At 72.6% G+C, this 11,564-nt stretch carries 11 protein-coding genes and 1 pseudogene; 5 read left to right on the top strand and 7 right to left on the bottom strand.

What is annotated here, in order from left to right; genetic code table 11:
- Window positions 1-173: 173 nt before the first annotated feature.
- From ACW69E_RS10995 to ACW69E_RS10970, 6 genes and pseudogenes are all read right to left on the bottom strand, one after another.
- Window positions 174-1,502, bottom strand: coding sequence for a cellulose binding domain-containing protein (locus ACW69E_RS10995; protein WP_457497975.1), 1,329 nt, complete (start codon window positions 1,500-1,502; stop codon window positions 174-176).
- Window positions 1,503-1,783: 281 nt separating this feature from the next.
- A pseudogene (locus tag ACW69E_RS10990) lies at window positions 1,784-3,264 on the bottom strand (hypothetical protein).
- A 761-nt stretch (window positions 3,265-4,025) separates the two neighbouring features.
- A complete protein-coding gene (locus ACW69E_RS10985) occupies window positions 4,026-4,262 on the bottom strand; it encodes a DUF7848 domain-containing protein (RefSeq protein WP_457497974.1) in 237 nt (78 codons plus the stop codon).
- Entirely contained in the window at window positions 4,259-4,681 is a 423-nt protein-coding gene (locus ACW69E_RS10980) for an ATP-binding protein (protein ID WP_457497984.1), read from the bottom strand. The genes ACW69E_RS10985 and ACW69E_RS10980 overlap by 4 nt, the downstream gene beginning before the upstream one ends.
- A 125-nt stretch (window positions 4,682-4,806) precedes the next feature.
- Complete coding sequence (locus ACW69E_RS10975; RefSeq protein ID WP_457497973.1) at window positions 4,807-6,021, bottom strand: helix-turn-helix domain-containing protein; 1,215 nt, start codon at window positions 6,019-6,021, stop codon at window positions 4,807-4,809.
- Between the two features lie 62 nt (window positions 6,022-6,083).
- Entirely contained in the window at window positions 6,084-6,533 is a 450-nt protein-coding gene (locus ACW69E_RS10970; RefSeq protein WP_457497972.1) for a hypothetical protein, read from the bottom strand.
- Between the two features lie 74 nt (window positions 6,534-6,607).
- On the opposite strand from ACW69E_RS10970, the gene ACW69E_RS10965 reads away from it, so the two are divergent.
- The 5 genes from ACW69E_RS10965 to ACW69E_RS10945 all read left to right on the top strand — a co-directional run bounded on the left by ACW69E_RS10965 (window position 6,608) and on the right by ACW69E_RS10945 (window position 10,598).
- Complete coding sequence (locus ACW69E_RS10965) at window positions 6,608-7,156, top strand: site-specific integrase (protein WP_457497971.1); 549 nt, start codon at window positions 6,608-6,610, stop codon at window positions 7,154-7,156.
- A gap of 12 nt (window positions 7,157-7,168) precedes the next feature.
- Window positions 7,169-8,470 carry a bifunctional 3-oxoadipate enol-lactonase/4-carboxymuconolactone decarboxylase PcaDC gene (gene pcaDC, locus ACW69E_RS10960; RefSeq protein WP_457497970.1) on the top strand — a complete coding sequence of 434 codons (1,302 nt, stop codon included), beginning with the start codon at window positions 7,169-7,171 and terminating at the stop codon, window positions 8,468-8,470.
- A gap of 86 nt (window positions 8,471-8,556) precedes the next feature.
- A complete protein-coding gene (locus tag ACW69E_RS10955; protein ID WP_457497969.1) occupies window positions 8,557-9,222 on the top strand; it encodes an MBL fold metallo-hydrolase in 666 nt (221 codons plus the stop codon).
- Between the two features lie 86 nt (window positions 9,223-9,308).
- Entirely contained in the window at window positions 9,309-10,097 is a 789-nt protein-coding gene (locus ACW69E_RS10950) for an exodeoxyribonuclease III (protein ID WP_457497968.1), read from the top strand.
- Window positions 10,098-10,154: 57 nt separating this feature from the next.
- Entirely contained in the window at window positions 10,155-10,598 is a 444-nt protein-coding gene (locus tag ACW69E_RS10945; RefSeq protein ID WP_457497967.1) for a DUF6278 family protein, read from the top strand.
- A gap of 59 nt (window positions 10,599-10,657) precedes the next feature.
- On the opposite strand, the gene ACW69E_RS10940 is transcribed toward ACW69E_RS10945, so the two are convergent.
- Window positions 10,658-11,413, bottom strand: coding sequence for a GntR family transcriptional regulator (locus tag ACW69E_RS10940; RefSeq protein ID WP_457497966.1), 756 nt, complete (start codon window positions 11,411-11,413; stop codon window positions 10,658-10,660).
- Window positions 11,414-11,564 lie beyond the last annotated feature (151 nt).

Below are 11,564 nucleotides of genomic sequence, written 5' to 3'. Positions count from 1 at the left end.
CCTTTTCGGTCCCGGGTTTGTTGGGGGGGCGCCCCGCCGCCCCCCCCCCCGGGGGGCGGGGGGGGGGGCGGCCCCGCCCCGGGCGCCCGCCGCGCGGGGGGGGGGGGGGGGGGGGGGGGGCCCCCCCCGGGGGGGCCGGGGGCCCCCCCCCGCCACGGGGCCGGACCGTCCGGTCAGCTCCGCGAACCGCCCGCGGCGCAGGCGGCGCCGTTGAGGGTGTAGGAGCCGGGCGGGGCGGTGTCGCCGGTGTGGGTGGCCTGGAAGCCGATGTCGACCGACGCGCCCGGGGCGATGGTGGCGTTGTAGGAGACGTTCCTGGCCGTCACCCGGCCGGAGGCGGGGGAGTAGGTCGCGTTCCAGCCGGAGGTGATGGTCTGCCCCTCGGGCAGGGTGAGGGCCAGCGACCAGCCCTCGATCGCGGTGGTGCCGGTGTTGGTGATGGTGATGCTCGAGGTCAGGCCGGTGTTCCAGGCGTTGACGGCGGCGGTGACCCGGCAGGCCGCCGGCTCGGGCTCGGGGTCCGGGTCCGGGTCGGGGCCGGGGTCGGAGGACTGGAACTGGGAGAAGAACTTCCATATCTCCGCCGGCAGCCAGGTCCTGGGACCGCTGTCACCCGGCGCCCCGTCCTGCGGGGCGGCGATGTGCCCTTCGTCGAACGCGGCCCAGACGACCGGATGCCCGGCCGAGCAGCCCGAGTAGGCGGTGATCCTGTGGGTCAGGCTGCCCTGGGACGGCTCCGGCGGGTTCTGGGGGGTGCAGCCGTTGTTCCGGACGAACCTGTCCCGCATCGCCCGGCCGCCGGAGATGCCGAGGACGCTGTCCCTGAGGCCGTGCACCCCGAAGTAGGCGATGGGCCTGGTGCCGTCGTCGCACCCGCTGAGCACCCCGGCGCTCTGGACCGCGACCGCGCGGAAGACCGTCGCGCGCGAACACGCCAGCGAGTACGACATCGCGCCCCCGTAGCTGAACCCCAGGGCGAAGCGCTGCTCCTGGTCGACGCACAGGTCCGCCTCGATCAGCCGGATCATGTCGTCGACGAAGGCGGTGTCCCTCCCGCCGGTGTTGGCCCAGCCGTTGTCGAGGCCCTGGGGCGCGACGAAGACGGCGCTCTCGTCCGCCAGTCGCTGGAGCCCGTAGTAGGCCCAGGTGCCCGTGTCCACGGTGCGGCCGGTGGCGACGTCGGTGGAGGAGCCGCCCAGCCAGTGGAACCCGAAGACCAGCCGGTAGGGGCGGCTGCGGTCGTATCCGCCGGGGATCCGCAGGATGAAGCTCCGGGCCCTGCCGCCGCTCTGGATCGTGTGGGTGCCGCTCGTCAGGGTGGGGGCCTTGCCGCATCCGGGGCTCGCGGCGGCGGCGCCGGCGTCAGCGGCCGCGCGGGATGCCGTGGACCGGGTGCCCTCGCTCCGGCCGTGGCCCAGCGCGGCGCCGTCCACGCCCAGGACGAGCAGTACGGCGACGAGGGCCGGCCATAAGAGGGATCTTGCCCTTGCCGTCCTTGTCATCTTGAGACTCCTTCTCGTGTGGGGGTCGTCCCGGGCCGGTGGCCGCGGTGGTGGAACGGGGCAGGGGCAGTGGCCGTCCACCTGGCCGTACGAAATGTCGAACACCGTTCGATGAGCCGGGACGTCACGGATCCTAGAGAGACGGCCGGTGGTGTCAACACCGTCCGGGAAACCGGCTCCGCTCCGGCACGGTCGGCGGTGCTCATGGCCGGGGCCGGGTGCCCCCGCTCTGCGCGGGGGGCACCCGGCCCCGGAGTGTCGCTCCTGTCGCCGGCCCGCGCCTACTTGAGGTAGACCAGGCCGTCGGTGGTGACGGTGGGCCGGCCGCTGGTGCCCACGACCACGATCTTGACCGTGTGCTTGGCGCTGGTGGCCCAGGTCTTGGTCCAGATCGCCTGGCGGTACTTGGTGGTCGAGGACTTCAGGTCCACGGTGGCGGTCTTGGTGCCGTCGACGTAGATGTGGGCCTGGCCGGAGCCGGTGGCCCGCGAGACGGTCCAGGCGGCCGAGCGGCCGGTGAAGGTCCAGCTCAGTGAGGCGTTCTTGGCGGAGCTGGAGTAGGACTTGCCGCCCAGGTAGCTGGTGGAGGACTTGGTGGTCCAGGTGCCGGTCTTGGTGGCCGAGGATTCCTGGAGGATCACCGGGGTGCCGGCCACCGAGGCGGTGGCGGTGTTGCCGGCCTGGTCGCGGGCGGTCAGCGATCAGGTGGTGGCCGTGCCCGAGGCGGCGGTGTGGGAGGCGCTGGTGGTGGTGGGCCCGTAGGTCTTGGCCACCGGCTTGGTCAGCTTGACCTCCTTCAGGGCGGCGGTGTCGGTGGCCTTCCACTTCAGGGTGAGGGGTACGGCGCCGGTGTTGACGGTGCCGGTGCGCAGGGCCAGGTTGGGCTTGGTGGTGAAGGTGGGGGCGGTGGTCTCGGCGACCACGGTCGCGGCCGCGGTGGTGGCGGCCTTGCCCGAGATGTGGACGGCGCGGACGGCGACGGTGTGGCTGCCCAGGGCCAGGGTGGCCTTGGCCGAGGTGGCGGTGTTCGCGGCGGTGGCGGCGACCTTGCCGTCGACCAGCAGCTCGTACCGGGAGACCAGCGCGGCGGGGGTGGACGCCTTCCAGTTCACGGTGACGGCGGCCTTGGTGTAGTAGGTCGTCCCCGACTGCCCGGCGCCGGTGACCGAGGTGATCGCCAGGCCGCTGACCGGGCCGGCGGCCCAGCTGCGGACGGTGGCGAGCTGGTCGTAGAGCCGGTTGCCGGGGCACTGGGTGTTGTAGCCGTCGCGGTGCCCGTGGATGGCGGGGAAGGACAGCTGCGCGCCCTTGGCCCAGGTCTTGCCGAAGTAGTTGCGGCCGGCGTCGCCGGCGGCTCCGGCGCCGGCTCGGTGGCCGGTTCCGAACCCTCCGGTTCCGGCCCGTCCGGCTCCGGGGTGGGGGAGGGATCGGCCGCGGGGTCGTCCTCGGTGAACGCGGCCGGTTCCATGCCGGTGGCGGTGCCGCCGGGGTCGATCATGTCCAGCCGCAGCCCCTCGGGCAGACCGGCCGAGGACTTGCCCGCGGCCCGCACCCGGACCTCGACCCCGTCCGAGGGGCCCACCCAGGCCGGCTCGGTACCGCCGCGCTCGGCGCCCCGCTCGCCCTGCCCGCTGTCGCCGTCCAGTACCAGCCAGCGCGACCACCGGCCCGTCGCCGCGGCGCGGGTGCGGGCCTCCACCGTGCCCTCCACGCGGGCGGCGGGATCGGTCCAGGTCACTCCCAGCAGGCTGAACGGCTCCATCTCCCGCCGCCCGGACTCCGCGGCCCGGCCGCCGTCGGCCACCTTCAGCGCGGCCGAGTGGACACCGGCCCGGACCGGCTTCCCCGCCCCCGCGGACCTCCCGTCGTCACCGGCACCCCCGACGGGAGAGCCGACCACCCCCTGGAGCACCAGCACCCCCGAAACCCCCGCCGCCACCGCGGCGGCCGTGCCCCATATTCAACGTGATCTCATACCGCACCCTGTTTTCTTGTGTCTTGGCCGGATCAGGGCGACCAATCAGCCCATCGGACCGGAACAGTAACCGATACGGCGTCAGGACGCCGGTGCGCCCGGGGCGCTGCCGCACCGGCGGCGGAAGGAGCAGCGAGAACAAGCCACCACCCCTGCGGGCTTGTGTCCGGCGGCGCGCCGGGAGCGGTGTCGTGCGCCGGCGGCGGGGGCGCGGGGCCGCCGGGTGCCCCACCCCCCGCCGGTGGGGGGCGCGGGATGTGGGAGCGTGAACGGGTGAGCGAGAAGAACGTCGACACCCTGCAGTACCGCGTTGACGGGCCGGAACATGCCCCGGTCCTCGTCCTGGGACCGGCCCTCGGCGCCACCTGGCACAAGCCATAGAACCCTTCCGAGGGGTTCCACACAGTCCAGACGGTGCCATGAAGTTCCAGGCGAGCGCCGCTCAGGCCGTCGCGCTCCGTAGAGAGCGTGACAGCTCCTGAGACGACGGAGCCCCGGCCGGTGAACACACCGAGCCGGGGCTTCTCGCGCATCGACAGCCGGTCGGATCATCCGTGCCGCCACGTGCGCCACGGACGCGCGATGCGCTCCCGGAAGGTGTGGTGGGACGGGTTCTTCCCACAATGCTTCAGCACCCACGCCTGTGGCTCCGCGAAGTTTTCGGAGGGCTCGGAGGACTCCCCGCACACCGCGCATTCCATCGCGTATGTCACCGGCCCGGCGTCCGGCTCGCGGTCTGGTTCCAGGACCCACGTCTCGTGCCGGATCACTGTCCGCACGCTCATTTTCGTCCCTTCCCGTGCAGCTCTGCCCACACTCGTTTCCCCCACGGCAACGGTTCGGTGCCCCAGCGGTCCGCCAGTGCCGCCATGAGCGCGAGACCGCGCCCTCCTTCATCGTCTGGGCCCGGCGCCTTGCGTACCGGCGGGGCCTTCGAGAAGTCCACGACGCCAATGCGTAGGCGCGCCGTCTCGGGTCTTTCGATAACTACCCGGATGGAGTTCCGCCGGGCGTGCTGGACCGCGTTCGACACCAGCTCGGAGACGATCAGGGCGCCATCCTCGGCCAAGTCGTCCAGACGCCACGCGGCGCACGCGGCGCGAATCATGCGTCGAGCGGACGCGGCGCTCTCGGGCCGGCGCGGCAGGGTCTCGCTGTACCCGGGGTGCCCGGTCTTGCGGGCCTGCGCTGTAGGTTGCGGCATGTCGGTCTGCTCTCTCAGATCGGCCAAGCCCCGGGGCCGGTCGCACGGCCGCCGGGGCGCTGTCCGCTTATGTAAGCGACATGCCTGGAACGCTGACAGGGGCGCAACGTCCCACTTTCACCACGCTATTCGCAGACCCCCAGGAACTCCGCCAACGGCCGTAGGCCCGGAGGGTGATTGGGGAGCGCCCACAGGTCGCGCACGATCGCCACGGCCAAGGTGTGGTGCTGCATCCACGCCGGTGCCACACGGCGCAGGGACTCCAGGGTCTTTACGGCTCCAGCCGCGTCCCCTGTGTCCGTGTGAGCGCGGGCCACGTCCAGCAGCAGCCACGTGCGCCACGACGGAGGTGTGTCCTTGCTGAGCCGCATCCCCTTCGCCAGCGCCAGGGCACCCTGCGGGTGCCCGTACTGCACTGCGAGTCGGACGCGTTCGATGCGGACCGATGAAGGGCTGAAGACGCTGACCATGCGGCTGTCCCCGCCGTCGGACAACTTCGAGACGCGGGCGGCTTCCTTCTCGGCCGTCTCCATCATCGTGGCCGCGCGTTCGTAGTCACCGCTGCGCGCAGCCGATGTGGCGGCGCTCATGGTCAGTGCGCCCCACACCTTCAGGCCGTCGGCCGTATCGGTGTGGCCCGCGCTCACCATGTTGTCGGCGGTCTGGAGGGCGATACCCAACGCGTCTTCCAGACGGCCTTGCCGCTGGTACGTCCACGCAGTGGAGTTGACGATCATCGGCAGTAGCAGCGGATCGGAGGACTGCCCAGCAGCGTCTATGGCGCGTTCGAGACTGATCAGAGCGAGGTCCGTTTTGCCCATCCGCACGGCTACGTGCCCGGCGAGCTGAAGCGCCTTCCCCAGTGCCGCGAAACCGGCCCTACGCTCGTCGTTGCTGCATGATGCGGTGGCGGAGCGTGCATCCGAGATCAGGTCCGGCAGCGCCTTCATCACTGTGTTGAACTCGGCAGAGTGGTACTGCGTCCAGCCGTCTGCGATCTGCTCACGCAGGCTGCTCATGGAGAAGTCGGGCTCGGGCGGCTCGGGCGCCGGTCCCCAGAGCGCGGGCATGATGGCACGGCGCACCGCCACGAAACGGGGGCCGTCGTTCTCCCCGGTGACGGACACGGCAGGCGGGTCCCCGAGAAGCGTGGTCAGCTCCACACCGAGACCGTTCGCCAGGGCGTGCAATGTGGGCAGACGCGCCGAATGCTTCCGTCCCTGTTCGAGCTGACGGATCACGTCGACGGATACGCCGGAGCGCTCGGCCAGCTCTTCTTGTGTGAGGGAGGCCAGGCGGCGCAGGCGGCGCAGAGTTTTTCCCAGGTCTTCGTTTGCCACGCCGCCACGGTACGCCTGCCGTGCTCAGGGCACAGAGCGCCAATGAAGCCTCCGCTCGCGCGTTAGACAGGGCCGTCCGCGTAGAGCCCTCGGAGATGGCGGCTCAGCCGATCCCGAAGCGCATCGAGCGCAGTCCGTGCTGCTGCCGCACTCTGGTGCGGCTCCAGCCACTCCAGCACGCTGGCGGCAAGTCCGCGGTCTTCAAGCCGGGCGATGTGAGCACGGAGATGCAGCGCAGATTCCGTTGCCACCGACCGGAATTGCTCACTCATCCTGGCCCCGCGCGGCAGCTCGTTCGCGGCCATGCTGCTTTCCAGCGCGTGCTGTATTTCCATGATTGCCTCCCGCTGGAGAGTTGCCCGCTCTGAGGTGAGACGCATCATCGCCTCTTCCCGCGCGAGCAGCCGGTCACGCCGGAGGGTGCGTATGTCGGACAGCTTCTGCCCGAGTAGCGTGCCGAGACTTCCCAGGACGACGCCGACCAGGGGCGCGATCGTTTTCCACCATTCCATCGGGGGATGGTAGCCAGGGCTCGCAGCGTTGGACTGTGGATCGGTGGTAGCAGGTCGGCTGACCGTTTTCGCTGATGGGCCTGCGCCCGGCGGAGGTGCGCGGCCTGCGCTGGTCGGATATCGACCTGGACGCGGCCACGCTGAGCATCGCAAACACGCGGACACCGATGGGGAACCGCACCGTGGTGGAGAAGGACGCCAAGAACGTGGCGGGCGAACGTGGGCTGTCGCTTCCCAGCCTCGTGCGTGAGGCGCTGAAGGCGTTCCGTGCCGTGCAGGCTGCGGAGAGACTGGCGGCGGGCGAAGGACGCGAGGGCAGCGGGTACGTGCTCGTGGACGAACCCGGTGCCGCGCTGAACGGTCGGCGGCTTCGTGTCCGCGCGTACAAGACCATGGATGAGAACGGCCTCCGCAGGGTCCGTCTGTACGATGCCCGAGCATCCTGCTTGACGTATCTGGCCAACAGCAGTGTGCCGGACCACCTGCTTGCCATGTGGGCTGGGCACACCAACGTGAAGACGACGAATAAGTGGTACGTGAAGCCGGACGTGGCGGACCTGCTTCCGGCAGCGGAGGTGTGGGGAGGCCTCGCGGGGGGGCGTGTGACAGATCGTGACAGATGAAGGTGTGATCCCGTGAGCGAGCCCAAGATCAAAACGCTGCAGTACCGCGTTGACGGGCCGGAACACGCCCCGGTCCTCGTCCTGGGACCGGCCCTCGGCGCCACCTGGCACATGTGGGACCGCCAGGTCCCCGAACTCAGCCGCCACTGGCGGGTGCTCCGCTACGACCTGCCCGGCCACGGCGGCGCGCCCGCCCGTCCCGCCACCTCCGTCGGCGACCTCGCCGCCCGGCTGCTGGCCACCGCCGACGCCGCGGGCGCCGACCGCTTCGCCTACGCGGGCTGCTCCCTGGGCGGCGCCGTGGGCGCCAGGATCGCGCTGGACGCGCCCGGCCGACTCACATCCCTGGCGCTGATCTCCTCCGCTCCCCGCTACGCCACCCCCGACACCTGGCGGCAGCGCGGCGTGGTGGTGCGCACCAACGGACTGGACCCCATCGCCCGCTCCACCCCCGAGCGCTGGTTCACGCCCGCCTTCGCCGCCGCCCAGCCCGCCATCGTGGAGTGGGCCGTCCAAATGGTCCGCACCACCGACCCCGGCTGCTACATAGCCGCATGCGAGGCGCTGGCCTCCTTCGACATACGCCGGGAGCTGGCCCGTATCGGCGTGCCCACCCTGGTCGTCGCCGGGGCCGAGGACCGGGTCACCCCGCCCGCCGATGCCCGCGCCCTGGTCGCGGGCGTTCCCGACGCCCGGCTCGCCCTCGTCCCCGACGCCTGCCACATGGCCCCCGTGGAGCGGCCCGGAGAGATCACCGAACTGCTGGCCGGGCACTTCTCGGCCGCCCTCCCCGCCGGCCGGCGGGACGCCCCGGCGGCCGCCCCGGTCCCCGCCCAGGCGCCCGCCGACGGTACGGACCGCGCGCCGGACGCCCTGCCCACCCGTGCCGCGATCGCCGCCCTGACCGCCGGAGAGCGGAGCCAGGGCCACCCCGGCGCCGCGTACGACACCGGTCTGAGGCTCCGCCGCGACGTGCTCGGCGACGCCCACGTCGACCGCGTGGCCGAGGAGACCGACGACTTCACCGGCGACTTCCAGGACCTCCTGACCCGGTACGCCTGGGGCGAGGTGTGGGCCCGCACCGGCATCGACCGCCGCACCCGCTCGGTGGTCACCCTCACCGCGCTCACCGCCGGCGGGCACCTGGAGGAGCTGGCCTCCCACACCCGCGCCGCGCTGCGCAACGGGCTCACCCCGCAGGAGATCAGGGAGGTGCTGCTGCACACGGCCGTCTACTGCGGAATGCCCGCCGCCGGAGCCGCGTTCGAAGTCGCCCGGCGCGTCATAGCGGAGGAGACCACCCCCCGCGACTGACGCCCTCGACCGGTTCCCGTGACAGGTTCCCCGGCGGTGGCGGGACTCCGCGGCGAGGATCGCGGGCGGGCAGCACAATGGGCCCCATGGAGCTCACCAAGAAGGGCCACGCCTGCGTCGCCCTGCACCGCGAAGGCCGCACGCTCGTCATCGACCCGGGCGGTTTCAGCGAGGCGGACGCCGCCGTCGGCGCCGACGCGATCCTGGTCACCCACGAGCACCCCGACCACTTCGACGAGAGCCGGCTGCGCGCCGCGCTGGAGGCGAACCCGGCCGCCGGGATCTGGACGCTGCGCAGCGTCGCCGAGCGGATCTCGGCCGCCTTCCCCGGACGCGTCCACACCGTCGGCGACGGGGACGCCTTCACCGCCGCCGGTTTCGAGGTGGAGGTGCACGGCGAACTGCACGCCGTCATCCACCCCGACATCCCGCGCGTCACCAACGTCGGGTACGCCGTCACCGCCCCCGGCGCCGGCACCGTCTTCCACCCCGGCGACGCCCTGACCGTACCCGGCCGCCCGGTGGACACCCTGCTGCTGCCGGTGCACGCCCCCTGGAGCAAGGTCGCCGAGGTCGTCGACTACGTGCGCGAGGTGCGGCCGCGCGTGGCGTACGACGTCCACGACGGACTGCTGTCGGACTTCGGGCATCTGGTCTACGGCCGCCTGCTCGGTCCGGACGGCCCCGGTGCCGCCGGCGCGGAGCACACGCGGCTGGAGCCCGGGCAGAGCGTCGCACTGCGGGCGGGCTGAGCCCCGCCGGAGGGAGCGCCCCGCCGGCGGCCGGCAGCCGCCCCGCCGCCCGCCGGCTGTCGGTGCCGGGCGGTAGATTCGCTGCCATGCGTATCGCCACCTGGAACGTCAACTCGATCACCTCGCGGCTCGAGCGGCTGCTGGCCTGGCTGGAGAGCAGCGGCACGGACGTGCTGTGCCTGCAGGAGCTGAAGTGCACGGCGGAGGCGTTCCCGGCCGAACCGCTGCGCGAGCTGGGCTACGAGGCCGCGGTCAACGCCACGGGCCGGTGGAACGGAGTGGCGGTGCTGTCCCGGGTGGGCCTGGAGGATCCGGTGGTCGGCCTGCCCGCGGGGCCCGACTACGAGGGCGTCACCGAGCCCCGGGCGGCGGGCGCCACCTGCGGCGGGGTGCGGGTGTGGTCGGTGTACGTGCCCAACGGCCGCGAGGTGGGCCACCCGCACTTCGAGTACAAGCTCAGGTGGTTCGCCGCGCTGCGCGAGCTGGCGGTACGGGAGACGGCGGGGGAGGCGCAGGGCCGGCCCTTCGCCATCCTCGGCGACTACAACGTCGCGCCGACCGACGAGGACGTCTACGACCCCGCCGTCTTCGAGGGCGCCACGCACGTCACCCCGGCCGAGCGCGAGGCGCTGGCCGGGCTGCGCGCGGCGGGCCTGGCCGACGTCGTGCCGCGCCCGCTGAAGTACGACCGCCCCTACACCTACTGGGACTACCGCCAGCTGGGCTTCCCCAAGAACAAGGGCATGCGCATCGACCTGGTCTACGGCAACCCGGCCTTCGAGTCGGCGGTGAAGGACGCCTACGTCGACCGCGAGGAGCGCAAGGGCAAGGGCGCCTCGGACCACGCTCCGGTCGTCGTCGACCTGGAGGTGTGAGCGCCCGCCCGCGCGCCATGTGCCGTTCACCGCGCCGTTGATGTCAGGCTGAGGCGTATGAACATCCCCTTCCTGGACAACTGGCGCAAGAAGCACGGCATGTCCCGTGGGGTGGCGGTCATGCAGTCCGTCCCCCACGACGCCGAGGGAGTGGCGCAGCTGCTGTCCGAGTGCGAACTGCTGCGCGGGCAGGCCGGGGCGGCGGGGATCGAGCTGGAGGACACGCCCGGTTCGCTGGCCGCCCTCGACCAGCTCCTGCCGCGCTGGCGCGACGAGGACCCCGAGGCGCTGACCTGGCTGGGCAACGACGCGGGCCTGTATCTGGGCACCGTCGTCGTCCGCACGGTGCCGGGTGCGGAGTGGCAGGTGTGGCCGAGCGGCCGTCCGGTGGTGCGGCTGGCCTCCGGGCGGGAGCTGGACGTGGTGGCGGCGGGCCACGAGTGGGCGCTCAGCGGCACTCCGGAGCTGTCGCAGGTGTACGCGGAGGCATCCGAGGCGTGACGGGCGCCGGCCGGTGCGTCCGGGCCCGCGGGCGCCGGACGCGGCCGGGGCGCGGCCCGTCAGCCGGGGAAGTCGATGCGGTACTCCAGCCGCCACCGGTCCGCGCGCACCACGATTTCGGAGGTCTCCACGGCCCGGCCGTCCGCCGTGTGGTGGGTGCGCTCGATGACCGTCACGCACTGCCCGGGGGAGCACCCCAGGGCCTGCGACTCCGCGCTGGTGGCCGACCGCGAGCCGACCAGTTCGGTGGCCCGCGCCACGGGCAGGCCGATGGCCGCGAACCGCTCGCGCACCCCGCGCCGGGCGTACGGGCCGCGCTCGGGGAAGACCACCTCGGTGCCCTCGGTGAGCGCCAGCGGCTCCCAGCTGGTGGCGAGCTGGAGCGGGCGCCGGTCGGCCAGGTACTCGTACCGTGTGCACATCACCGGGTCGCCCGCGCCGATCCCCAGCCGCTCGGCTATCCGCGGCGGGGCCCCGGCGGCGGTGGAGGCGGCCTCCCACAGCAGCGTGGGGGCGGCCGGGGAGCCGGTGAGCAGCCGGGCGGCGAACGGCGAGTCCACCGCCTCGCCGGTGCGCAGCAGGCTGCCGGCGGGGCTGCGGTCGGTGACGAAGACCCCCCGTCCGAACTGCCCCTCCGCGTAGCCGGCGGCCTTCAGTACGCGCACCGCCCGGTCCACGGTCTGGTCGCTGGCGGCGTAGGTGCGCTTCAGCTCCGAACGCGAGGGGATGCGGGAGCCCACGGCCAGGGCCCCCTCGTCGATCTGCTGCCGCAGATCGTCGGCGATCCGCTGGTAGACCGGTCTGCTGTCGCCCATCCGGGACTCCTCTCCGTGCTGCCGCCTGCGGGGTGGGAACGGTCTCCGTGCCTGGGTCAACAGGGTAGGAGGGGGGCCTGTACCGCATGAGGCGTCGTGGGCAACATCATCGGGAACACCTCGGCGACATCGGTACCCGGTTCCGCAAACT

The organism is Streptomyces sp. SS8 (assembly GCF_054072955.1).
This window is presented reverse-complemented; position numbering and strand designations above follow the sequence as displayed.